The following is a 24338-nucleotide window of genomic DNA, read 5'->3' on the forward strand; positions in this document are numbered from 1 at the left end:
CATAGCAAATAAACATAATATTAAATAAAGACAAAGCCCAGAAAATAGCGAATCAGATATGACAGAAGGAAATCAAAAAGAGTGAGTATAACTTATGAAAGAGAGCAAATAATGTGATTAAGCTTAGTACTAAAAAGCGAACAGCAACACTGAGTGCTGTTCAATTTATTAGACATAAACTAAAAATCTTTCTATAGAATTAAGGCACAAGCACTTTTAATTCACGCAGAATATTACATAACTGGATCATCGGCATACCCATAAGAGTAGTTTGATCTTGTCCTATCATTTGTTCAAATAAACTGATCCCTAGGCTTTCACATTTAAAACTACCAGCGCACATGAGTGGTTGCTCAAGTTCAATATAACGTTGAATTTCAGGCAGGCTAAGTTTACGGAACTTAACTTTATAGTGTTCAACCAAACTATGTTCAAATCCAGTAGAATGCTGTTGAACACTCAAAGCGGTACTGAAGTAGACAATCTTGTCTGAATTGGCTTGTAATTGTTTAATCGCCTTTTCAGCAGACAATGGTTTTCCAATAAAAATATCGGGCGCACCTTCACGCCATGCGACTTGGTCGGAACCAATCACAATCGCATCTGGATGTCGTCTAGCAATTACATGCGCCTTTTCAAATGCCAAGCGTTTAGCCAAATCATCCGCATGGCTTTCTCCACGAGGCGATTCGTCTATATCAGGGACAATGCAACGGTAGTCTAAGCGTAAGCGATTCATCAAATCTTTACGAGTTTGACTGCTGGATGCCAAGATAATTTCGGAAGTATTCATTCGACTGCATATTCCATGAGCACATTCAGCGGTACGTAAGACAGTACGGCCTGATGGCAAGCTTGAACTTTAACTGGAGGAGCAAAACCTGCTTCATAAGCTTCTACCCAACGAGTCACACAGATACACCAAAAATCTCCCGGTTGTAGTCCCGGAAAGTTAACTTCAGGCACAGGGGTAATGAGGTCATTGCCCACTTGTTGCGAAAAATTTAAAAACTCAGAGGTCATTTCGACACAGATGGTGTGTTGTCCCAAATCTGAGGGTGCTGTATGACAAAAACCATTACGGAAATAACCAGTAATTGGGGAGTAACAGCAGCTCGCTAAAGGTTCACCCAAAACGTTTAAACGGTTCAGATTTGGATCAGGATGAATAGACATAAATGATAAATCGAGTGAGACTTTTCACTATGATAGCAAAACTTTGCCTTTCGTTTGCTTTTCTGCAAAAGAAGCTAACCTTTTTCTGCATAATCATTTAAAATCGACGCGATTTTTATATATAGAAAGAGAGCTCTACATGAATTTTCAGCGTATGACTGACCTCGATTTAACAGGTAAACGTGTTCTTATTCGCGAAGATTTAAACGTTCCTGTTAAAAATGGTGTGATTACAAGTGATGCGCGTTTACGTGCCGCTTTACCAACAATTAAAGCAGCGTTAGCACAAGGCGCAGCCGTAATGGTTTACTCTCACCTTGGTCGTCCTGTTGAAGGTGAGCCAAAACAAGAACAATCATTAGCACCTGTTGCTGCATATTTGACTGAAGCATTGGGTCAAGACGTTCAATTAGTGACGGACTATCTCGATGGCGTTGACGTTACAGTAGGTCAAGTGGTACTCCTTGAAAACTGCCGTTTTAACGCAGGTGAAAAGAAAAATAACCCAGAACTTGCAGCAAAATATGCGGCGCTTTGTGATGTATTTGTAATGGATGCATTTGGTACAGCGCACCGTGCAGAAGCATCAACTGAAGGTGTAGCACGTTTAGCAAAAGTTGCAGCAGCAGGTCCACTTCTTGCAGCTGAACTTGATGCTTTAGGTCGCGCATTACAAACGCCTGAAAAGCCAATGGTTGCGATTGTTGCGGGTTCTAAAGTATCGACTAAGTTGGATGTGTTGACATCACTTTCTGATATTTGCGATCAGTTGATTGTGGGTGGCGGTATTGCTAATACGTTCTTGGCAGCAGCAGGCTTTAATGTTGGTAAATCATTGTGTGAAAATGATTTGATTGACACCGCAAAAGCAATTGCTGCAAAAGTTTCTGTACCGCTTCCAACGGATGTTGTCGTGGCGGATGCTTCTGAAATTGATTTTGCAGACTTCTTGGGTTCATTGGCTGCTGCTAAAGCAGTCGTGAAAAAAGTTGAAGATGTGACTGACAATGACATGATTTTGGATGTCGGCCCAGAAACAGCAAAAGCATTTGCAGACATTCTAAAAACGTCAAAAACGATCTTGTGGAATGGCCCAGTCGGTGTGTTTGAAGTCGATCAATTTGGCGAAGGCACTAAAACTTTATCTTTAGCGATTGCTGAATCGGCTGGCTTCTCGATTGCGGGTGGTGGTGACACTTTAGCTGCTATTGATAAATACGAAGTTGCAGACAAAATTGGTTATATCTCAACTGGTGGTGGTGCTTTCCTTGAGTTTGTCGAAGGCAAAACCCTTCCAGCAGTTGCCGCATTACTAGAACGTGCACAATAAGTATCTTGTTTAAAGTTGTTTTAAAAAAGGTTGACTTAGGTCAACCTTTTTTATGGGCTTAACAAATCTATTCATCATTTAGTCATGAAAATGAAATATTGCTGAAATAAACTACAGGGCATTAAATCATCTGTTCTAGGAAAACATTATGAATTTAAAAATGACTCTTGCTGCACTTTTGTTAGCACCACTAGCTTTGACTGCTTGTAAGAAAAATGAAGCACCAGAACAACCCGTTGCAGCATCTGAAACAGCAGCAGTTGAAGAAGCTGTAACAGCTGAACAACAAGCAGCAATTGATGCGATTGATCAGCCAGTATTAGATGAAAAGAATAAAGATATTCCTGCTGAAGTCGCAAATGCACCAGCCGATGCTGCAACAGCGGATACTGCGGTAGAAGCTTCAGCGGCTCAAGCACATTAATTAGATGTGAAATTTGTAAAAAGTCCCTGCAATTGCGGGGATTTTTTTTAAATAGTGTTATTTGTTGCTGAATTGAAACCTTTGACCATGTAGAATATGTCGCATCAACTGGGAGGACATTATGGCTCTTATTTCATTGCGCCAGCTCTTGGATCACGCCGGCGAACATGCTTACGGCGTACCAGCATTCAACGTAAACAACTTAGAACAAATGCGCGCAATCATGCTTGCAGCAGATGCGACAAATTCACCTGTTATCGTACAAGCATCAGCGGGTGCGCGTAAATATGCAGGTGCTCCATTCTTACGTCATCTTATTTTGGCAGCAATTGAAGAATGGCCACACATTCCAGTGGTAATGCACCAAGACCACGGTACAGATCCAGACGTTTGCCAACGTTCAATTCAATTGGGCTTCTCATCAGTGATGATGGATGGTTCATTGGGTGCAGACGGTAAAACACCAACAACTTATGAATATAATGTTGATGTAACACGTCGTACAGTACAAATGGCGCATGCATGCGGTGTTTCAGTTGAAGGTGAAATCGGTTGTTTAGGTAGCCTTGAAACGGGTATGGCGGGTGAAGAAGATGGTGTGGGTGCTGAAGGTGTACTCGATCATTCTCAACTTCTTACTTCTGTTGAAGAAGCACGTCAGTTCGTTGCAGATACCAATGTCGATGCACTTGCAATTGCAGTCGGTACTTCACATGGTGCGTATAAGTTTACACGTCCACCTACAGGCGATATTTTGGCGATTGACCGCATTAAAGAAATTCATGCGGCGCTTCCAAATACCCACCTTGTTATGCACGGTTCAAGCTCTGTTCCTCAAGAATGGTTAGCGATCATTAACCAGTATGGCGGTGACATCAAAGAAACCTATGGTGTTCCTGTTGAACAACTGGTTGAAGCAATCAAGCACGGTGTTCGTAAGATCAACATTGATACAGACTTGCGTTTAGCATCAACTGGTGCAATGCGTCGTATGATGGCTGAACAACCAAGTGAATTTGACCCACGTAAATTCTTCGCAAAAACTGTAGATGCAATGAAACAAATTTGTGTTGACCGTTATGAAGCATTTGGTACAGCGGGCAATGCTGACAAGATTCGTCCAATTTCTTTAGAGAAAATGGTTGAACATTATAAATAATTCATTTTGAATGATTTATATTGGAAAAGCCCACCTTGATGTGGGCTTTTCTATGTGTGTTTATATTCAAGGCGACAATAATAAGAGTGTGCTATGGAACTGATATTTGCTGCGGCCTGTTGTAGTGTGGTGGTCTCCATTCTTTTAAAATGGGGTAAAAACAAAGGTTTTGATCCAATTCAGATGATTAGCTGGAACTATGCTTCAGCCAGTTTGTTATGCTATTTCTGGTTTAAACCTGATCTTAGCCACATTTCTATTTCAAATACACCTTGGTGGCTGATTATAACGCTTGGTGTCTTGTTGCCGAGTGTATTTTTATTTTTAGCCAAGTCTTTGCAATATGCGGGTATTGTCAAAACAGAAATCGCACAACGCTTATCGGTAATTTTGTCTTTATTGGCGGCTTATTTTATTTTTCAAGAACAGTTTAATCAGTTGAAAATTGTTGGGGTAGGGTTAGGTCTTGCTGCCGTGATGTGCATTTTATTTACCAATGCATCGGGTGGCGGAGAGGGGCAAAAGCAGGCTGTATGGTATTTAGCACTTGTTTGGTTTGGTTATGCGCTGATAGACATTTTACTCAAATATACTACAGGCTTAGGTGTCCAATTTTCTGTTGCATTAAACCTGATGTTTATTTGTGCATTTTTATTGTCAGTTAGTTATGTTGCCGTGACCACAAAAAATGTCGGCTTAACCAAAAACGTTGTGGCTGGTTTATGTCTTGGCGTGTTGAACTTTGCCAATATAGCACTGTATGTCAAAGCACATCTGCTACTCAAGGACAGCCCTGCGGTGGTTTTTGCGGGCATGAATATTATGGTGGTACTTTTAGGTGTGCTGAGCGGACTGGTTTTATTTAAAGAAAAGCTGAAGCCCGCAACAGTGATTGGACTTGTATTGGGTATTACCAGTGTAGCTTGTTTAGCTTATGCAATGTCTGTTTAAAAAAATTGCGGACAAAAGACTGAGGGTGTTTGAGTAGATCTTCAAGCACAGCAATACCGAGTAATAAACCTGGTTGCTCACAACTGGGACAGTTAGGGTAATGGGTGTGTATTTTATTTTCATACTGACGTAAATAGATTTTATTGCAACGAGCACACTCAAACTTCATTGGCATATACGGTGTAACTGACATCAGTAACCTCACTATTTTTGTTTTGTTTAGATTGAAATGATTTAGCTTAAAAATAAATAAGCAATTTTCAGACCTAAAATATAAAGAAGGGACTTAGAGTCCCTTCTTTATATATAGCTATCATTACAGCTGCGTGAAAATATCTACGTTGTTTAGTCGAGACTTGGGTAATTTGGCATTAAAGTCGGCATCGCTACGGTAGCCCAATGTGAGTAGTACAGAGGGAATTAGACCTTTCGCAGCTAAATCGAGTTCTTCACTAATGATTGACTCATCAAAGCCACCGATCGGTGTTGCATCAATTTTTTCACTAGCGGCTGCTAATAGAATTTGGCCTAAAGCAATAAAGGTTTGGTTTTCCGCCCAACGCTGAATATCGCCTTTTTCATTACGATAATAGTCTACATAACCAGAGCGACTGTCTTTTTGTCCTTGTTTAGCGGCATCGTCTTTAAAACGTCCGTTGAGCTCATCCTGATGAAGTAAATTTTCTAAATGCTGTTCAGAAATATCGGCTTTAGTACAAAATAAAATGGTATGTGATGAATCTAAAACTTTGGGTGCATTGTATGCATATTTACCCACCAATGCTTTGGCAATTCGCTCTTTGGCGTTTGTATTTTCTGCAATGAAGAAGTGCCAAGGTTGGATGTTAATAGATGATGGCGTTAAGCGGAGAATTTCTAATAATCGAACAAACTGTTCATGAGGGATCTTTCTATTCGGGTCATAAGCTTTAGTTGTATATCGTGTTTTTGCAGTAATCAGAGTGTCCATTAGTCATCAGTCAAATTGAACTTAAAATAATTGTAATAGATAAAATAAGTTTTAGGTCCAATTTCAGCATATTTTTCGCAATGGTTTAGAGTTGCTTTATATCTACAAGTTTTCTCTTGGTCACTGTAAAACGTTAATGGTTGGGATAGCCGTAATCTAGCGGGCTTATGGCAATTGATTTGTATTTGACACCTAAAAGGATAAAAGTTGCTAGGTTTTGGGATAAGTGACTGGATTTAGATATTTTATACTTTACATATCAAGAGGTATAACAATAGGGCTATCTTATATGCGTCATTTATTTTCTAAACTATTGATTTCTAGTTGTATGTTGGGTATTGGTGCAACATCTTGGGCCGATGAATTCATACTGAAAAGTACCGATATTTCACAAGATAAATTGATGAGTCAAGCTCAGGAGTTTCAAGGGTTTGGGTGTAATGGTCAAAATCTATCACCACAACTTTCTTGGCATGGCGCGCCAAAAGGAACGGAAGCATTTGCTGTTCTAGCGTATGACCCCGATGCTCCAACGGGGAGTGGGTGGTGGCACTGGCAAATTGTTAATATTCCGAAAGATGTGACTGTATTAACGACAGGGGCAGGTGATCTTAGTCGAAACTTGGCGCCGAAGGGAAGCCTAAGTATTAAAAACGATTATGGTGTAGCAGGCTTTGGCGGTGCATGCCCACCCCAAGGACATGGTGTACATCGTTATCAATTTACAGTTTTTGCTTTATCTAAGAAGTTGGATCTACCTGAAAATGCATCAGGTGCTTTAACAGGGTATATGGTTCGGGCAAATGCTCTGGCTTCCAGCACAATAACTGCTTTATATCAGCGTGATTAAATCTATATAGCCAAATACATCTCACAATGTTTCAAGCATTTACTTTGCTTTAGACAGTGTTTTTGGGAAAATTTGAATTTGCTCAATTCTTTTTTAAGTGTGCGCTTAAAATTTTGAATTTAATATGACTTTATACACATTAGGCTGTATTTTATCAAAAATTAATATGATTATTGATGTATGCAAGAAGTATTAGGGTTAGTAAAAAAACTCGTAAATGAAAAGAAAAAATTACCTTTTTCGTTGTATTCATCTAAACAAGAGCAACTTATATTGAGTGCTCCGATTATAAAACCGTTAATCATATTTGTACTTTCTGGTGAAAAGCAGCTCGGCTCTAGTGGTGAGATTGTATGCCCACAAGGCTCCTTTGTATTTTTATCGAATAGCCCAAAAATAGATATGAGAAATATTCCAAATGAACATGATGAATATGTTGCAGTGCTTATAGAGTTTGATTATCAGGATTTTGTTCAATTCAAACATGCAGGGGTGAGTCAGAAAAATTATTTTCAAGGGGAAATACACGATATTTTAAAAACAACGTTAATGCAATTGATTGAATGGTCACTCGTCTCCCCACCTGAGACGTGGCACTTTAGAAGGCAGGAGATCCTACAGCTACTTTACTGTTTAGGGTATGCAGATGTGGGCGCGATTGCGAGAAATCCTTCTCTTGGGCATCGAATACATGACATTATCAGTCATGATGTGAGTATTGCATGGAATATGAAGCGGGTATCAACGCAACTTGCAATGAGTGAATCGACCTTAAGAAGAAAACTTATTGCCGAAGAAATTGATATTTTATCTTTGATTCGCCAAACCAAACTAGGGTATGGTTTACATTTGATACAAACAACAATGGAACCAATAGGACTAATTGCAGAGCAATGCGGCTATCATTCACAATCAAAATTTACCAGTAAATTTAAACAGTTATTTGGAATTACACCCACCGAACTTAGAAAAACACGGACACATAAGTAATGAATCATTGTAGTACTTTAAGTTAATGGCGACATAGTGTGCTTGGATTAGATGTTTAAAAGATGATTAATACCGCCACGTGTTTAAATACAATGCATGATCATTTTGTGTCGGGTCAATTTCTAAAATCTGAGCAGAATCTTCTTTCCAGTCACCAAGTACAATTCTTTTTTTACTTTCGACATCATGAATATTGGCACGGTGAGTATGTCCATGGATGAGTAAATCGACATTTTTTAGGGCTGTTTGAACCGCATCTTGATTCACATCCATCACTTCATAGCTTTTCAACTGCTGTGCTTGATGACTTTTTTTACGGAAGCCGTTGGCTAGTTTTTGTCTAAAGCTGAGAGGTGTATTTTTTAATAATTTCAGCAATAGTGGGTTTCGAATAATCTTCCGGAAACGCTGATAAGATATATCGTCCGTGCAGAGTAGGTCACCATGTTCAATACGAATGATACTCCCTGCAATATGAAGTGTCGTGATCTCAGATAAAAGTTCCCCATTGAATTGATCAAGAAATGTTTGTCCAAGAGCAAAATCACGGTTACCTGTTAAGAAGTAGATATGATTGCCTACATTTGAAAATTGTTGTAGCGCACTTACGATTTCATCTAGCCAAGGAGCTGTGTAGTCGTCGCCAATCCATGCGTTGAACCAATCGCCTAAAATATACAGCTGGGTATTTTTGTTTTTATAAGCATCTAATAAATCTAAAAACCCCCGAATGAGTCGAGGGTGATCTGGTGACAAGTGTAAATCGGCGATAAACAGATAGGTCACGGAAGTTTCCATTTTAATTTAATCTCCCTAAATCCCTCTTTAAAAAGAGGGACTTCCTCCCTTTTTTAAAGGGAGGTTAGGAGGGATTTTTATTCAGAAATGATCTTAGCAGATTCAATTACAACGTTTTCTAGTGGAACGTCAGCATGGTAGCCACGGTTGCCAGTACGAACGCCTTTAATTTCGTTTACTACGTCTAGGCCTTCAGTTACTTTACCGAAAACTGCATAACCCCAACCTTGAGCCGTTTTGCCCGAGTGGTTAAGGAACGAGTTGTTACCCACGTTAATAAAGAACTGAGCAGATGCCGAGTGAGGTGCTTGTGTACGTGCCATTGCAATTGTACCAAGGTCATTGGTTAAGCCGTTATCAGCTTCGTTTTCAATTGCATCACGTGTTGCTTTTTCTTTGAAGTTTTCATCCATACCACCACCTTGGATCATGAAGCCGTCGATCACGCGGTGGAAAATTACGCCGTCATAGAAACCGTCACGTACGTATTCTAAGAAGTTAGCAACAGTAATCGGTGCTTTTTCGTTGTTAAGTTCAAGAACAATACGACCTTTATTGGTGTTTAATTCGACTTGAGGAAAACTCATTGTGTAATCTCCTGATCATGGACATCAAAGCCATGGGTTTTTTGGTTGTGAGAAGCATAAGCAAACTGTAAACTACAAGGCAAGTAAAAACGTTATTTTCTTTGTAAAATAGATCAAATATCGTTTAAGGGGCTGTAAAATATTCATAAATTAGCCGATAGATCGGTTAGAATTATGCTGATGTAGCACAGCCTATTTTTCCTCAATTTTTTCATCAAAGTGATTTTTAAACTATGAAGCCGAATGATGTTGTTTCAACACTGCCAAATAACCCGACACCAAGTAACAATGCCTCTGTCGCAGCGCAGCAAGAACAACAGCCAGGCTTAGACTTTGTGCGCCAAGTAATTACTGAAGATTTGGCCGAAGGACGTACGCAAAAAGTTGTCACACGTTTTCCACCAGAGCCGAATGGTTATTTACATATTGGCCACGTGAAAGCGATTTGCCTAAACTTTGGTATTGCTAACGAATTTGATGGTTCTTGCAACCTCCGTTTTGATGACACCAACCCTGATGCAGAAGAACAAGAATATGTCGATGGGATCGCCAATGACGTTAAGTGGTTAGGTTTTGAATGGAATGGCGAACCACGCTATGCGTCAAGCTATTTCGATCAACTCCATACATGGGCGATTCAACTGATTAAACAGGGTGATGCTTACGTTGATTTACAGTCACCTGAAGAAATTCGTTTGAACCGCGGTAACTTTATTGAGCCAGGTAAAAACTCGCCTTATCGTGATACTTCAGTTGAAGAAAACCTTGCCCGTTTTGAAAAAATGAACAATGGTGAGTTTGCAGAAGGTGAAGCTGTTCTGCGTGCCAAGATTGATATGGCATCTCCAAATGTGCATATGCGTGACCCTATTTTGTACCGTGTACTCCATTCAGAGCATCACCAAACAGGTGATAAATGGAAAATGTACCCAATGTACGACTATGCGCATCCATTATCAGATGCAATTGAAGGGATTACTCACTCATTGTGTACCCTAGAGTTCCAAGACCACCGTCCGTTTTATGACTGGGTGGTTGAAAAAGTTCACTCGGAAGCAGTACCACGTCAGTATGAGTCGAGTCGATTAAATGTAGACTACACCATTACCTCTAAGCGTAAATTACGTAAATTGGTTGAAGGTGGTTATGTTAATGGCTGGGATGACCCACGTATGCCAACGGTTGTCGGTATGCGACGTCGTGGTTTTACCCCAGAAGGTCTACGTGACTTCTGTAAGCGTGTAGGTGTATCGAAGTCAGATGGTATTGTTGATGTTGCAATGCTTGAATACTGCATCCGTCAGTCTTTGGAAAATACAGCTGCTCGTGGTATGGCAGTATTGAATCCACTCAAAGTCACACTCACAAATTTGCCTAACGATATAGATTTAACTCATTCACGTCATCCAAATGTAGACATGGGTGAGCGTGTGATCCCATTAACATCTGAAATTTATATCGACCGTAAAGACTTTGAAGAAGAACCACCAAAAGGCTTCAAGCGTTTAATTCCGGGTGGTGAAGTTCGTCTACGTCATGCTTATGTGATTAAGTGCGATGAAGTAATTAAAGATGAAAACGGTGAAGTGGTTGAGTTGAAATGTTCAATTGACCCTGAAACTTTAGGTAAAAACCCTGAAGGTCGTAAAGTTAAAGGTGTGATTCATTGGGTATCTGCGACTAAAGGTATTCCAGCTGAAGTCCGTATTTATGATCGTTTATTTAACGAAGCAGCACCTGATGCGGATGATGATTTCCTTGTACATCTCAACCCTGAGTCATTGAAAACTGTACAAGCAGTGATTGAGCCTGCACTTGCACAAGCACAGCCTGAAGAACGTTTCCAGTTTGAACGTGAAGGTTATTTTGTTGCAGATCAGTACGACCATAGCAGTGATAAACCAGTGTTTAACCGTATTTTGGACTTAAAAGATAGTTTTAAGCCGAAATAAGGCTTTTGCTTAAACACTAAATAAAGCTATGCTTTTATGGATGTGGAAATAGATATAAGGCTCAACTTCGGTTGAGCCTTTTCGTAGCGAAATCAAGAGGAATGAACTGTGATTGTTCGAGATAAAACCAATAGTTTTGCATTACTCTTTGCATGGCGTGGCACCATACTTCCCAAGGTTTTTCCTGCACTAATGGTTGGTGTTCTGATTTCAACGCTATTGGTTTATTTATCTACACAGCATTTTGTTTCTGTTCCTGCGGTACCAACTATTGGTTTCACCGTGTTTGGTGTGATTCTTTCTATATTTTTAAGTTTTCGAAATACGGCATGTTATGACCGTTGGTGGGAGGGGCGCAAGCTGTGGGGTGCATTGATTGCCAATTCGAGACATATAATTCGTGATAGCTATGTATTAAATGATACAGCGCGTGAAGTTTTAATGTATCGCGTCATGTTATTTAGTCATTTACTCCGTGACCGTTTACGCAAACAAAGCTATGCATTTGAACATTATCGAGAAAAAACACAATTCAAAGATAAAGAGTGGCAAGTGTTAAAGAATCATTCAAATCAACCTCAATACGTATTAGAGCTTGCACAAAAAGATTTGACCGTCCTTTATAAGCAAGGAGAAATTAGCGACATTATTTACAGTGGTTTACGCCAGCATACAGTTGCAATGGGAGATATTCATGCAGGTTGCGATCGTATTTCATCGACGCCATTACCATTCTCTTATTCCGTTCTATTACATCGCGCCGTGTATTCTTTCTGTGTGATTTTGCCCTTTAGCCTAAGTTCCAGTTTAGGTTTCTGGTCACCTGTGATCGTGGCATTAATTGCTTATCTTGTTTTAGGTTTAGATGCGTTAAGTGCAGAGTTAGAAGAACCTTTTGGGCTTCAGGAAAACGATTTGGCTTTGGATGCAATTGTTCGTGGAATAGAACGTGAAATGCTCAGCTCTCTCAAACATCCTCTACCTCCCGAAATGAGTCCACATAAAGCGAATCTGCGTTAACTAAAACAAATACTCAAGAGAAGATCGGCATCATCTAAGCCATAACAATTCTTCGATATTCTTGGTTCATCAAGATGTGCTATCACTAAGCTTAAAAATGATTAGGATATAAAAATGACTACAGTAATTGAAACCCAAATGTTGATTCGGCGTTCTGTGAATATTGTGTTTAATGCTTTCGTTGACCCACTCATTACCACTAAATTTTGGTTCAGTCAGTCATCGGGTTATATTGAAAAAGGGGCTGTTGTGGATTGGACATGGGATAAATACCAAATTACGCACTCTATTCATGTATTACAAGTCGTTGAGCATGAACTTATTAGTATTGAATGGGGAGCACCTAAAACCAAAGTTGACTTCGTATTTGAGCAAATCGACAGTATGAATACCTATGTCATGATTCGAAACTATGACATTGAGCTTCAGGGCAATGAGTTGATGCATTACGTGATGGATGCTACGGGTGGTTTTACGACCGTGCTTGATGGTGCGAAAGCTTGGTTAGAGTATGATATTCAACTCAATTTGGTTGAAGATAAGTTTCCGCCATTTCAACTTCGTTCGCGTTAGTGATTTTTTTTAGAGCGTTGTTCTTTAAACTCAAGATAGCTACCAATCTGCCGTTTGGCTTTATCACGTAATTTTTTCTTGATATAGAGTACCAAAGCAAAACAGGTCGTGGTGAGCGTTAACATGAGACTGTTCATAAAGCTCATTACAGAACTGACGTAACCAATAGTCGTCAGTCGGTTCATCATCTTAATGACTTGTGGGCTGCTTTCAACGCCCGTAATGGCCCAGGTACACAAGTGTTCACAGTTGTTAATAATAAGATGATAGTTGTTTTCATGCATACGTGACCGCATTCGTCGCACAACCTTACGGCCTTTATACTTGGGGTTTTGGTATTGATTAACAATAATTTTACGTCCATGACTGAAATTTTCAATCGAGGTCATTTCAATGGGATGCTTTCTAAAAAGATGAGCAAAACCTGAATAATGAATCACACGCCCACGCCCAGCATAGATGCCGTGATGCGTATAGCCAAAATGCTTGACTATGAGATGAGCTCCCAAAGGATAGTGTGGTTTTTGTTGTTGCATACCTATATGTGCTAATTCATTACAGTTGTCTTTTATCTCTATTTTAAAGCTTCTGCTTCGAATAAGCGACTATTTAGTAGGATTAGCTTTGATCTGAGTTTACGATACTGTTATTCAATAAAGCGAATTAGCATCAAATTTCAAGTCATGTTTTCATTAGATATGCAGTCTGGAAAGCAAAGCTGAAGGCTTATAATTTAAGATAATTTTTATAAAAAACAACAGCTGATGTGTGTGCTTTGATTCCAACCAAAGCTTAATATGCATATTTCATCGCCTACTTTTACATCTATCTACATTCACAACTACATCATCCATACGGTCTCACCATGAACACTGACATGGTGATTTAGGATACAGATACAATTTTTTGTCACGGCCTCGATAATGAATAAACTAAACCAATGGATGATAGTTTTGTTAATCAAGGTACAAAAAAATCTTTCTATTAAGCATCTATATACGGGTTAGGTTGACTCTATAAAATAGCCTAAGCAAAAAATATAATAACAAATAGCCTAAGCAAAAATTTTAAAAATTTCAGATTTCAAAAAAAGATGTCTTTTATTCTCAGACAAATTCTTATGCCAATAAATACCAATATTCATTTTCGGCAGTTCAATAGGTACATCAAAAATATTGAGAGACGGGGAGATATTGAGATGAGTCAGAATATTTTTAGGAATCGTTAAAATTGCATTGGGGTATTGCTCTAAAATTTGCAATGCAGTGGAATAGTGTTGACAGCGTAAAAAGACCTGCCGAGATAGTTGTTTCCGATTTAAATAAATGTCTTCAACCAAAACGCCAGTACGCCGCGAAGACACACCAATATGCGGGGCAGCCAAGTAAGTATTCGCATCAATCTGTTTAAGTAGTGTGCATGCGACAAATTGGTCCTTAACTAAGCTATTAAATTGAATTCTTTCACCAAAATTTTGCTCTAAGTCAATCACAAAATCAATTTGCTGAGAAACCAAATCAGCATCGACTGTTTTGCGGTCGAGTTTGCTACTTACGAATTGAATACTTAAGCCAAGTTTCTGAAAGTGAGCAACTAACTTTGGGAAAATAATAGGTTCGATTTCATCATGAATGGCAATTTTTAAGCTGTTTACCATGTTTGGATCAAAGCTTTGCTGCTGAATAGAGATACTTTGAATTGCAATTAGAGCACTTTTAATGATGGGATAACTTTGCTCGGCAAAAGGGGTTGGAAGCATTTGGCTGCCCGAACGAACGAACAAATCATCTTTTAAATGCCCCCGTAAGCGTTGCAAGGCATGGCTTGCCGCAGATTGTGTAATCGACAAGATCTGCGCTGCTTTTGAAATACTTTTTTGCTCATAAATGGCAATAAAAAGTGGGTATAAATTAATATCAATACGATGAAAAAGTCCCATGTCGATAGGGGACTTACTATGAATATTAGTCATGTTTGTCTATAAAATAAAATCATTTTGTTCATATTAGTTTTCAGGTTATGTTGATGTAAAGCGAAAATATCAAAATATATCGAAGGAAGTCGTCATGTTTGAACTATCAGCACGTGCTCAAGATTATGTACAACGTACTAAACAATTTATTCAAAATGAAATTGAACCTATTGAAACCGAGTTCTGGCATGAAGTACATGAGCTCAATCAAGGTGGGGACTGGACTAAATGGCAGTGGCCTGTACAACTTGAAGTGCTAAAAGCAAAAGCAAAAGCTGCGGGTTTATGGAATATGTTTTTGCCGTGTCCAGAGTTGGGCCAAGGTCTATCCGTACAAGAGTATGCTCACATTGCAGAACTCACAGGTCGGAGTCTTCTTGCGCCGACCGTATTTAACTGTAATGCACCTGACAGTGGCAATATGGAGGTATTATGGCGTTATGGTTCAGAAGAGCAAAAGCAACAATGGTTGACTCAACTCCTAGATGGAAAAATTCGCTCTGTTTTCTGTATGACAGAACCTGCTGTTGCTTCATCTGATGCGACCAATATGCAAGCGACAGCTGTGATTGAAGGCGATGAAATTGTCTTAAATGGACGTAAATGGTGGTCTTCAGGCTTAGGTGACCCAAATGCCAAAATTATTATTTTTATGGCGCATACACCCGATGAAACCAAAGATCGCCACCATCAACATTCGATGGTTCTAGTGCCTGTTGAAACTGCTGGAGTCAAAATAGAACGGATGTTACCAGTCTTTGGTGACTATGATGCTCCACATGGTCACGGCGAAATTAGCTTTAATAATGTTCGTGTACCTGTTTCTAACTTTATTGGTGGCGCAGGTCAAGGTTTTGAGATTGCGCAAGGTCGTTTAGGGCCTGGACGTATTCATCACTGCATGCGTTGTATTGGGGCTGCGGAAAAATCTTTAGAGTTAATGATTGACCGTGGGATGAGCCGTACTGCATTTGGCAAAGAAATTTTAAAACTAGGTGGGAACCTTGAGCGTGTGGCAGATGCACGTGTTGCGATTGATCAAGCACGTTTATTAACCTTGTATGCTGCGTATAAAATGGATACTTTAGGGAATATGGCGGCATTAACAGAAATTTCTGCCATCAAAGTGGTTGCACCAAGTGTGCTTGAAAAAGTGGTCGATATGGCCATTCAAATTCACGGTGGTGCAGGAGTATCACGAGATACACCTTTGACTGGCTTCTTTGCTCAAGCACGTTCACTGCGTTTGGCAGATGGACCAGATGAAGTGCATAAAGGCATGATTGCCAAATTAGAGTTAGCAAAACGTGGACATAGTACACGTCGTAAAAAATAAGAGTGGGATAGATCATCTATTTGGTTCGCAGTTTAAAAAGAATAGATGATCTTCTAAAACGTGAAGAAAAGATTGATAGTTTGGGAAAAAGAAAATGTCAGCGATTGATGTAGGTGGAACAGTTCGAGCAGGTGAAGAACTAGACGCTGTAGCTGTGGAAAATTGGCTTAAAGCACAAGGTGTCGATCTACAAGGGCAGGTCGAGGTGACACAATACTCTGGTGGTGCATCGAACTGGACGTATCGGTTGAAATACGACAATCTTGACCTGATTTTACGTCGCCCGCCTAAAGGGACCAAAGCCAAATCTGCACATGACATGGCACGTGAATATCATGTACAAAAAAACTTAAGTCCTTTTTATCCTGTTTTACCTGAAATGGTTGCATTGTGTCAGGACGAATCTGTTCTTGGCTGTGACTTCTATGTAATGAAACGCGTAGAAGGCATTATTCCACGTGCTAATTTGCCTAGAGAGTTGAATTTCAGTGAAACCCAAGTTCGTGAGTTATGTGTCAATGTGATTGATAAACTCATCGAGTTGCATCAAGTACCTTATCAAGGCACAGAACTGGAAAACCTAGGCAAGGGTGAGGGTTACTGCCGCCGTCAAGTTGAAGGTTGGGATGCACGCTTTCAGAAAGCCAAAACCATTAATGTGCCTTCATTTAAATATGTGCGGAATTGGCTCAAAGACAACATTCCTGCGGATTCAAAAACCTGTGTGATTCATAATGATTGGCGTTTTGATAATGTCATTTTAGATCCGAATCATCCGACGCAAATTATTGGCGTTTTAGATTGGGAAATGGCAACGCTTGGCGATCCACTCATGGACTTAGGTTCGGCTTTGGCTTATTGGGTTGAAGAATCTGACAATGCTTTGTTTAAAGCGACACGTCGCCAGCCGACTAACTTAAAGGGAATGTACACACGTAAACAAGTGGTGGAATATTATTTAGAAAAAACAGGCTTAGAAACGGACAATTGGACTTTCTATGAAGTCTTTGGCATTTTCCGTTTAGCTGTAATTGCACAACAGATTTATTATCGTTTTCACCATAAACAGACCAATAACCCTGCCTTTAAAGATTTTTGGATAGTCATTCATGCTTTACACATTCGCGCGCTCAAACTGATTGGTTTACAGAAAATTGAGGCCAATGATGTGGCACAAAAATATATTGTCAAAATGAAGGAAATTTTAGGTAAATGACCACTATTTATTTCATTCGCCACGGACAAGCATCTTTTGGTGCTGAAAGTTATGACCAACTTTCACCAAATGGAGAGTTGCAAGCCAAAATTTTGGGTCAATATTTTGATCAAATTTTAAAAGAAGCACCTGTAGCGGTGTCTGGCTCTATGCAACGACATCAGCAAACCGCGTGTATTTCTTTGGCGGAATGTTTTCCTGAAGTGGATGTTTTGACCAATTCTGCATGGAATGAGTTTAATCATCAGCAAGTCTTTGCTCACTATGAACCGCGTTTTAATGAGCCGCACTTACTCAAAGCTGATGTGGCCAAAGAATCCAATCCACGTGCTTATTTAGCCAAGATATTTGAAGGGGCAATTGAACGCTGGACAGGTGGTGACTATCATCATGAATATGATGAATCGTGGCCTGCTTTTAAAAGTCGGATTGAAGGTGCTTTACAAGATTTGTGTGATGAACTGGCACAAACTAAGCCTCGTTATGCAGTGGTATTTACGTCAGGCGGCGTAATCTCTGTGGTGGCTGGTAAGCTGTTAGGACTGAGTCCAAATAAAACCTTCGCTTTAAATTGGGCCATTGCCAACAGTAGCATGACCACTTTGCGCTTGGTGGGGAATGAACCACAACTGTTAAGCCTCAATGAACATCATTTTATTAAAGCCGAAAACTCAAACTTATTGACATGGATCTAAGGGAAGGATTAAGACATGGCTAAAACAATTTTAATTACAGGGGCAAGTTCTGGTATTGGTGCAGGTATGGCACGCGAATTTGCACAGAAAGGCTACAATTTGGCTATTTGTGCACGGCGCTTGGAACGCCTTGAAAGCTTAAAGCAAGAACTTGAAAGCCAGTACGGGGTAAAAGTCATAACTAAAGTTTTAGATGTGACCAATTATGAACAAGTCTTCGAAGTGTTTCGCTCATTTAAACAAGACTTTGGTCATTTAGATCGAGTCATTGTCAATGCTGGAATTGGTGATGGGCGTCGTATTGGTAAAGGAAGTTTTGCAATTAATAAAGCTACGGTAGAAACCAACTTTATTTCAGCTTTGGCACAGTGTGAAGCTGCGGTTGAAATTTTCCGTGAGCAAAATGCAGGACATTTGGTTGTTATCTCGTCTATGAGTGCAGTCCGTGGTATGCCGAAACATTTGACAGCATACGGTGCAAGTAAAGCAGGTGTTGCACATTTGGCTGAAGGGATCCGTGCCGAACTGCTGAATACCCCAATCAAAGTCACCACGATTTTCCCTGGCTATATTCGTACAGAAATCAACGAGGGTGCTAAACCACTGCCTTTTGAAGTGGATGAAAAAACAGGTTCACGACTCTTGGCAGTAGAAATTGAAAAAGCTCCAGTAAAAGCCTATGTTCCTAAATGGCCTTGGTTACCGCTCGGTTTAGCGATGAAAGTTTTACCACTGAAATTGGTTAATAAACTGGGCTAATCCTTGAGATAAAAAGGCTGTAAATCAGCCTTTTTATCTTGAACAATGTCAGGGCATTTCTAAACAAATACTGTTATGTCAGATGAGCATTTGAATGGATTCATGAGTTAGTCATAAAATCAGTGTAGCATTGAAGAAAAGAGGTGATGAAGATGTCAAATCAGTTCGACTTTGTTTCGGTAAGAAAAAAACCCAATGTTCACTTTGGTGGGCGCTCAATCAGTCATGTCATTCAATGTGAAGATGGTTCACGAAAGACCCTAGGGGTTATTTTGCCTACAGATCAACCTTTAACTTTTGAAACACATGTTGCGGAACATATTGAAATTGTTTCAGGTCAATGCCAAGTCAAAATTGGGCTACAGACTGAGATGATGCTTTATCATGCGGGTGAAAGTTTTGATGTGCCTGCCAATAGTCGCTTTAGTATGATGGCAAGCGAAGTGGTTGATTATATTTGTCATTTAGAAAAATAAAAAATTAAGCTGAAAAGAGATGGATTTTTGACTTGATCTGCTGAGAGTTAAATTGCTCAACTGGCATGTTTATAGTCGTTCATATATTAAAAATAGTGAATTTGAATGTAGAAACTGCCACATGTTTACTTTGCGTGTTATGGCAGTTTTCTAAATATGTTTTTTAACTTTACAGTTTTTCATTCTTTGCATGGATTCAATTCAACGTATACTGTTTTTATATTTAGGCTACCGAAGATCTAGTTAGCTAACATGCGCTTAAAAATTTATACACTTGTTTTAGTTCCTGTCATTCTTTTACAGGGTTACCAAGTAAAAAAAAATACACCACGACTGCCCGAGCCAATTGGTGAGCGCGTTGGAAAAAAAGGTGTAGGCAAAACACTGTCATTACTCATTTTGGGTGACTCAGCGGCAGCAGGTGTTGGTGTAAATGTGCAGGATGATGCATTATTAGGTTCAATTTTAACTGAGCTGTCATCTGAATTTAGTATTCAATTTTATTTACATGCAACGACTGGCTTCACCACAGATCAAGTCATTCATGCCATTCAAACACTTGAGACACGGCATTTTGATGTGATTATTACTTCTGTCGGTGTCAATGACATTACAAAATTTACCTCGCCACGGGCTTGGATCGTAAAACAGAAACAACTTTATCAAATACTCAAACATAAATTTAGCCCACAACTGACGATTGCATCGGGAGTACCTCCGATGGATCAGTTTCCTGCACTTCCAAACCCACTTGCATGGTTATTTGGTCAATACGCTAAAGCGATGAATTTAAAACTCAGTCAATTTGTTGCGCAAGAACAGCAGATGGATTGGATTGAATACGATTTAGAGAAATTTAAAAATCTGAATTTGGATATGGCAGAGGACGGCTTTCACCCGAGCAAAGAAATTTATCAGCTATGGGGCAAACAAGTAGCTGAAAAAATACGTCAGCATTTTGAACGGGTTTAAAATAATTTATGACGACCTCAGTTGAAATTGAAACACATCCACTCAAACCGTTTTTACCACAGAATGCCAAATTATTAATGCTAGGTAGTTTTCCTCCACCGAAAACACGCTGGAAAATGGATTTTTATTATCCAAATTTTCAAAATGATATGTGGAAAATATTTGGTCTATGTTTTTTTCAAGATAAAAACTATTTTCTCAATATCGAGCAGAAGACATTTAAAGAACAACAAATCCGTACTTTTTTAAATGAACGAGGTATTGCGATATTTGATACAGCCTATAAAGTGATCCGCCAAAAAGGCAATGCTTCGGATAAGTTTCTACAAATCGTTACCCCGACCAATCTACAATATTTACTTAAACAGATGCCCGAGTGTCATAATGTCATGACCACCGGTGATAAAGCCACTGATACGCTCATGCTGTCTATGCCTAATGGGACTTTAAAACCACAAATTGGAATGAAGTCTGAGACACATTTTGCAGGACGAGACTTGAGTCTGTATCGCATGCCATCCTCTTCGCGCGCTTATCCTTTGGCTTTAGAGAAAAAAGCTGATGCTTATCAATGCTTATTTAAAGAAATAGGCTTACTTTAAGTCATTTTAGTTGATCTGATGGATAAATGATTTGTATTAATCATCATATTCAACATAGTCCCATAAATTCAATCGTGCTTTAATTTGCTGGCGTAGTTGTGGTAGTAAGGGAAATAAAGTTCCATCTAGCCAGAGACTGAGTGCACTTGAGGAAAGAGGACTCCGACTTTCATCTATTAACTGGACACCTTTGATGAGGACAAAGGTTTCTTCGGTTACTGGCGTTTCTATTCCTTTAAACTGGATCAATAGTTCATGTCCAGTATCTTGGATGAGCCATTCGAGTTCGATTTGAATATTTTCGTTGGACTTTAAAACCACTTGTCCTTCTATATTGTCTTGATCACTTAAACAATCATGCTCTACACGAACTTTACTTAGAACCCACTCTTGCTTAGCCAAATCATCAAGTGTTTTATATGGGGTTAAAATATTGCTTAAATTAAACTGTTGGCTTAAATCAAAAAATTGCATTACTGAGCTTTAAAAGGAGGGATATAACGAAAGCTGGATATGTTAAATCAAAGTCTGGAGTGAGTAAAATCTTTCAAAGCTATGAGCGAATTTAAGTATTAAATAAGATGAGTTTGGGCTTATTTTTTCATAACGTTCACTACATTTGGCTTTTAGCTCAACTTATTTTTTAAACCAAATGATCAATATGAAGACTTTGTGCAGTGTATAGTGAGTTGGAGTAAGTGAGTTAAAATGTTTAATCGTCATCTCTTTGTCATTACATCATCCATTCAATAGGTAAATATGAGACAGTTTTCATCATAAATCTTTGGAATTTGGTTGTTTCGGGTTCTTTATGGTGTTCAATAATAGTGCCATCTCTTTGACGGTCGAGCCAAATGAGTTGACCTTGTTTATCGAGTTTTAATTCATAGGCAATATGAGGCAAATACTGATCTAACTTTTCAGAAATTGCATTTTGTAATTGATCCGACTCCACGACTAAGCCCACTTCTGTATTTAAATGAGCTGAACGTGGGTCGAAGTTAAATGAACCAATGAATACTTTTCCATCAATGTCAAAAAATTTGGCATGTAATCGAGATGAGCTTCTGCCTTTTGCTGGAATCACATTACCTGTAGCAACTTCATACCATGTTCGATTTTCTCTTTCAATATAAGGTTTAAACTCATACAGCTTTACGCCATTTTTAAGTAAATCGTGGCGATATTTTTTATAAAATGCATGAACGATTGCCACATCATTGGCAAATAAAGAGTTGGTCAGAACGCGAACGCGAGTACCATTTTTCGCAAGGCTTGAAAGATACTCTGTACCAGCCGTTGTTGGAACAAAATAAGCTGAAACTAACTCCATATGCTGTTCGGGCTTGCCCATCAAATTAAACATTTGATTGACAATCATTTCATGAGGCTTTGCATTCGCACGAATTTTATTGGGAGAGTCTGCAATAAAATGTGCTTTAGCCCAATTTATAGGGTGTTGATTCAGCTCTGTATTGACTTCTGATCGTGCCCGATCAATTTTTCGCTCAATGACGTTTTTATCTAAAGCATCAGCTTCGTAATGTTGTCTTAAATCAGTCAGCGCTTGTTGAGTTCCTTGACCGATTAATTGTGGTACAGCGTAGCTTAAGTCATCATTCCAAAAGTCTAGAAATACACGATTGGCTTGCTCTACAGCTTGCCCATAAAACAAAATGTCTAAATCGGTAAATTGGAAGTTTTCACTGGCGTCAAAGTATTCACTACTGATGTTACGACCACCAGTTACGGCAATGGAGCCATCGGCAATGATAAGTTTATTATGCATACGATGGTTGATGTGCTTGAAGCGGAAAGCATAATCAATCACACGTAAATGTCTGTATTTGTAAGGATTGAACAATTTAATTTCAAAATTGGGATGAGCGACTAATGTTTTGAACGTTTCATCTAATGCAGTGCCGTTTTGGTCATCAATTAATAAACGTACTTTTACACCACGATCCGCAGCATTTAGCAGTTCATGTAACATCATATGACCAATAAAGTCATCCCCCCAAATATAGTATTGAACATCCAGACTGTGTTTAGCTTCGCGAATCAAATGTAGACGTGAAGCAATACTCATGAAAGCCTCATCAAGCGCCAAATAGGCTGTAAGCCCTTGCTTTTGTTGTGTAGATACGTCTTGCTCATTGAGCCAATGCTGTGCAAAAACTTCGACTGGGGCTGAGGGCTTAGCCTGATTGGGGGCGAGTTGGCATCCCGCGAGTGTAAAAGCTGTACTCAGTACAATTAGTGGTCTACAAAAAGTTGATATCTGCATATTGGTTTTAAAGACCTAATTTTTATAAGTTATATATTTCACATGTTATAGGTTGAAACCGTGAATAAAAAGCGGTTACTGTAGCTCATCTGTTAAATAGCTGTTAAGGATAGCGAAAATGAAATCACGTGCGGCCGTTGCCTTTGGACCAGGACAAGCTCTGGAAATTGTAGAAATTGATGTTTCTCCACCGCAAAAGGGTGAAGTTTTAGTCAAGATTACGCATACAGGTGTTTGCCATACCGATGCATTTACTTTATCTGGTGATGATCCTGAAGGTGTTTTTCCTGCGGTTTTAGGCCATGAAGGTGCGGGTATCGTGGTTCAGGTGGGTGAAGGTGTCACTAGCGTTCAGCCGGGCGATCATGTTATTCCACTATATACAGCTGAGTGTGGCGAGTGTTTATTCTGCCAGTCAGGTAAAACCAATTTATGTGTAGCTGTTCGTGCAACTCAAGGTAAAGGTTTGATGCCAGATGGTACAACGCGTTTTTCTTATAATGGACAACCGATTTATCACTATATGGGTTGTTCAACATTCTCTGAATATACTGTTGTCGCAGAAGTGTCTTTGGCTAAAATCAATCCAGAAGCTAACCCAGAACACGTATGCCTATTGGGTTGCGGCGTGACCACTGGTTTAGGTGCAGTCAAAAATACAGCCAAAGTACAAGAGGGCGATACCGTTGCTGTCTTTGGTCTAGGTGGTATTGGTCTAGCTGTTGTACAAGGTGCAAAAAAGGCTAAAGCCAGTCGTATTATTGCGGTTGATACGAACCCTGACAAATATAAATTAGCAGCAGAATTCGGGGCAACTGATTTTGTAAACCCAAAAGACCATGACCGTCCTGTACAGGAAGTGATTGTTGAAATGACAGGTTGGGGGGTTGATCACTCATTTGAATGTATTGGTAACACCAATGTCATGCGCTCAGCATTGGAATGTGCACACCGTGGTTGGGGCCAGTCGGTGATTATTGGTGTAGCAGGTGCAGGCCAAGAGATTTCAACACGTCCGTTCCAACTGGTTACTGGTCGTACTTGGAAAGGGACTGCTTTTGGCGGTGTAAAAGGTCGTTCACAACTGCCGGGTATGGTTGAAGAAGCCATGAGTGGAGACATTCGTTTAGCTCCATTTGTCACTCATACTATGGGGCTCGACAAAATCAATGAAGCGTTTGATTTGATGCATGATGGCAAATCTATCCGTACAGTGATTCATTTTGAAGACTAATTCAGTGTA

General features: G+C 39.5%; 27 protein-coding genes. 17 read left to right on the forward strand and 10 right to left on the reverse strand.

Annotated elements, in window-relative coordinates; all coding sequences use genetic code 11:
- Window positions 1-199: 199 nt before the first annotated feature.
- On the reverse strand, window positions 200-793 hold the full coding sequence (locus DPG01_RS01450; protein ID WP_110973975.1) for a Maf family protein: 594 nt from the start codon (window positions 791-793) through the stop codon (window positions 200-202).
- Window positions 790-1176, reverse strand: a complete 387-nt coding sequence (locus tag DPG01_RS01455) for a DUF2237 family protein (protein ID WP_110973976.1) — start codon at window positions 1174-1176, stop codon at window positions 790-792. The genes DPG01_RS01450 and DPG01_RS01455 overlap by 4 nt, the downstream gene beginning before the upstream one ends.
- A 139-nt stretch (window positions 1177-1315) precedes the next feature.
- Here DPG01_RS01455 and DPG01_RS01460 point away from each other — a divergent pair, with 139 nt between their 5' ends.
- From DPG01_RS01460 to DPG01_RS01475, 4 genes are all read left to right on the forward strand, one after another.
- The gene (locus tag DPG01_RS01460; RefSeq protein ID WP_110973977.1) at window positions 1316-2506 is read left to right on the forward strand and encodes a phosphoglycerate kinase; all 1191 of its coding nucleotides are present in this window, start codon (window positions 1316-1318) and stop codon (window positions 2504-2506) included.
- A 148-nt stretch (window positions 2507-2654) separates the two neighbouring features.
- Window positions 2655-2930 (forward strand): hypothetical protein, encoded by a 276-nt coding sequence (locus DPG01_RS01465; RefSeq protein WP_086210080.1) that lies wholly within the window; start codon window positions 2655-2657, stop codon window positions 2928-2930.
- Between the two features lie 121 nt (window positions 2931-3051).
- Window positions 3052-4089, forward strand: a complete 1038-nt coding sequence (gene fba, locus DPG01_RS01470) for a class II fructose-bisphosphate aldolase (RefSeq protein WP_086210079.1) — start codon at window positions 3052-3054, stop codon at window positions 4087-4089.
- Window positions 4090-4182: 93 nt separating this feature from the next.
- Window positions 4183-5040 carry a DMT family transporter gene (locus DPG01_RS01475; RefSeq protein WP_110973978.1) on the forward strand — a complete coding sequence of 286 codons (858 nt, stop codon included), beginning with the start codon at window positions 4183-4185 and terminating at the stop codon, window positions 5038-5040.
- Here the strand turns inward: DPG01_RS01475 and DPG01_RS18865 are convergent.
- Together DPG01_RS18865 and nfsB are read right to left on the reverse strand one after the other, a co-directional pair.
- The gene (locus tag DPG01_RS18865; RefSeq protein ID WP_086210077.1) at window positions 5000-5233 is read right to left on the reverse strand and encodes a hypothetical protein; all 234 of its coding nucleotides are present in this window, start codon (window positions 5231-5233) and stop codon (window positions 5000-5002) included. The two genes, DPG01_RS01475 and DPG01_RS18865, sit on opposite strands and share 41 nt — an antisense overlap.
- Before the next feature lie 123 nt (window positions 5234-5356).
- The gene (nfsB, locus tag DPG01_RS01485) at window positions 5357-6010 is read right to left on the reverse strand and encodes an oxygen-insensitive NAD(P)H nitroreductase (protein WP_110973979.1); all 654 of its coding nucleotides are present in this window, start codon (window positions 6008-6010) and stop codon (window positions 5357-5359) included.
- A gap of 328 nt (window positions 6011-6338) precedes the next feature.
- Between nfsB and DPG01_RS01490 the strand changes: the two genes are divergently transcribed.
- A complete protein-coding gene (locus DPG01_RS01490; RefSeq protein ID WP_228156951.1) occupies window positions 6339-6860 on the forward strand; it encodes a YbhB/YbcL family Raf kinase inhibitor-like protein in 522 nt (173 codons plus the stop codon).
- A gap of 180 nt (window positions 6861-7040) precedes the next feature.
- Window positions 7041-7850: a helix-turn-helix transcriptional regulator gene (locus DPG01_RS01495; RefSeq protein WP_086210074.1), complete on the forward strand. Its 810-nt coding sequence runs from the start codon at window positions 7041-7043 to the stop codon at window positions 7848-7850.
- 66 nt (window positions 7851-7916) lie between these two features.
- Here DPG01_RS01495 and DPG01_RS01500 read toward each other — a convergent pair whose 3' ends face one another.
- The gene (locus DPG01_RS01500; protein ID WP_110974015.1) at window positions 7917-8636 is read right to left on the reverse strand and encodes a UDP-2,3-diacylglucosamine diphosphatase; all 720 of its coding nucleotides are present in this window, start codon (window positions 8634-8636) and stop codon (window positions 7917-7919) included.
- Between the two features lie 89 nt (window positions 8637-8725).
- Entirely contained in the window at window positions 8726-9235 is a 510-nt protein-coding gene (locus DPG01_RS01505; RefSeq protein ID WP_110973981.1) for a peptidylprolyl isomerase, read from the reverse strand.
- 233 nt (window positions 9236-9468) lie between these two features.
- Between DPG01_RS01505 and DPG01_RS01510 the strand changes: the two genes are divergently transcribed.
- From DPG01_RS01510 to DPG01_RS01520, 3 genes are all read left to right on the forward strand, one after another.
- Window positions 9469-11187: a glutamine--tRNA ligase/YqeY domain fusion protein gene (locus DPG01_RS01510; RefSeq protein ID WP_110973982.1), complete on the forward strand. Its 1719-nt coding sequence runs from the start codon at window positions 9469-9471 to the stop codon at window positions 11185-11187.
- Between the two features lie 108 nt (window positions 11188-11295).
- On the forward strand, window positions 11296-12207 hold the full coding sequence (locus DPG01_RS01515) for a bestrophin family protein (protein ID WP_110973983.1): 912 nt from the start codon (window positions 11296-11298) through the stop codon (window positions 12205-12207).
- 114 nt (window positions 12208-12321) lie between these two features.
- A complete protein-coding gene (locus tag DPG01_RS01520; RefSeq protein ID WP_110973984.1) occupies window positions 12322-12780 on the forward strand; it encodes an SRPBCC domain-containing protein in 459 nt (152 codons plus the stop codon).
- On the opposite strand, the gene DPG01_RS01525 is transcribed toward DPG01_RS01520, so the two are convergent.
- Together DPG01_RS01525 and DPG01_RS01530 are read right to left on the reverse strand one after the other, a co-directional pair.
- Entirely contained in the window at window positions 12777-13316 is a 540-nt protein-coding gene (locus DPG01_RS01525; protein WP_086210069.1) for a lecithin retinol acyltransferase family protein, read from the reverse strand. The genes DPG01_RS01520 and DPG01_RS01525 overlap by 4 nt on opposite strands.
- Window positions 13317-13834: 518 nt before the next feature.
- On the reverse strand, window positions 13835-14752 hold the full coding sequence (locus DPG01_RS01530) for a LysR family transcriptional regulator (RefSeq protein WP_110973985.1): 918 nt from the start codon (window positions 14750-14752) through the stop codon (window positions 13835-13837).
- A 94-nt stretch (window positions 14753-14846) separates the two neighbouring features.
- Here DPG01_RS01530 and DPG01_RS01535 point away from each other — a divergent pair, with 94 nt between their 5' ends.
- The 7 genes from DPG01_RS01535 (at window position 14847) to DPG01_RS01565 (ending at window position 20808) form a co-directional block, all read left to right on the forward strand.
- Complete coding sequence (locus DPG01_RS01535) at window positions 14847-16088, forward strand: acyl-CoA dehydrogenase family protein (protein ID WP_086210067.1); 1242 nt, start codon at window positions 14847-14849, stop codon at window positions 16086-16088.
- 94 nt (window positions 16089-16182) lie between these two features.
- Entirely contained in the window at window positions 16183-17304 is a 1122-nt protein-coding gene (locus DPG01_RS01540; RefSeq protein ID WP_110973986.1) for a phosphotransferase family protein, read from the forward strand.
- Entirely contained in the window at window positions 17301-17999 is a 699-nt protein-coding gene (locus tag DPG01_RS01545; protein ID WP_086210065.1) for a histidine phosphatase family protein, read from the forward strand. Before DPG01_RS01540 ends, DPG01_RS01545 begins: the two co-directional genes overlap by 4 nt.
- A gap of 15 nt (window positions 18000-18014) precedes the next feature.
- Window positions 18015-18758, forward strand: coding sequence for an SDR family oxidoreductase (locus DPG01_RS01550; protein ID WP_110973987.1), 744 nt, complete (start codon window positions 18015-18017; stop codon window positions 18756-18758).
- Between the two features lie 152 nt (window positions 18759-18910).
- Window positions 18911-19234 (forward strand): pyrimidine/purine nucleoside phosphorylase, encoded by a 324-nt coding sequence (locus tag DPG01_RS01555; protein WP_110973988.1) that lies wholly within the window; start codon window positions 18911-18913, stop codon window positions 19232-19234.
- 252 nt (window positions 19235-19486) lie between these two features.
- Window positions 19487-20206, forward strand: a complete 720-nt coding sequence (locus DPG01_RS01560) for an SGNH/GDSL hydrolase family protein (RefSeq protein WP_110973989.1) — start codon at window positions 19487-19489, stop codon at window positions 20204-20206.
- 8 nt (window positions 20207-20214) lie between these two features.
- Window positions 20215-20808 carry a uracil-DNA glycosylase family protein gene (locus tag DPG01_RS01565; RefSeq protein ID WP_110973990.1) on the forward strand — a complete coding sequence of 198 codons (594 nt, stop codon included), beginning with the start codon at window positions 20215-20217 and terminating at the stop codon, window positions 20806-20808.
- 36 nt (window positions 20809-20844) lie between these two features.
- Here DPG01_RS01565 and DPG01_RS01570 read toward each other — a convergent pair whose 3' ends face one another.
- Together DPG01_RS01570 and DPG01_RS01575 are read right to left on the reverse strand one after the other, a co-directional pair.
- Window positions 20845-21282, reverse strand: coding sequence for a hypothetical protein (locus DPG01_RS01570; RefSeq protein WP_110973991.1), 438 nt, complete (start codon window positions 21280-21282; stop codon window positions 20845-20847).
- Between the two features lie 259 nt (window positions 21283-21541).
- Window positions 21542-23095, reverse strand: a complete 1554-nt coding sequence (locus DPG01_RS01575) for a phospholipase D family protein (protein ID WP_110973992.1) — start codon at window positions 23093-23095, stop codon at window positions 21542-21544.
- Window positions 23096-23213: 118 nt separating this feature from the next.
- Here DPG01_RS01575 and DPG01_RS01580 point away from each other — a divergent pair, with 118 nt between their 5' ends.
- Window positions 23214-24329: an S-(hydroxymethyl)glutathione dehydrogenase/class III alcohol dehydrogenase gene (locus tag DPG01_RS01580; protein WP_110973993.1), complete on the forward strand. Its 1116-nt coding sequence runs from the start codon at window positions 23214-23216 to the stop codon at window positions 24327-24329.
- Window positions 24330-24338: the final 9 nt, after the last annotated feature.

This window comes from Acinetobacter sp. WCHAc060042 (assembly GCF_003231195.1).
Taxonomy (GTDB): domain Bacteria; phylum Pseudomonadota; class Gammaproteobacteria; order Pseudomonadales; family Moraxellaceae; genus Acinetobacter.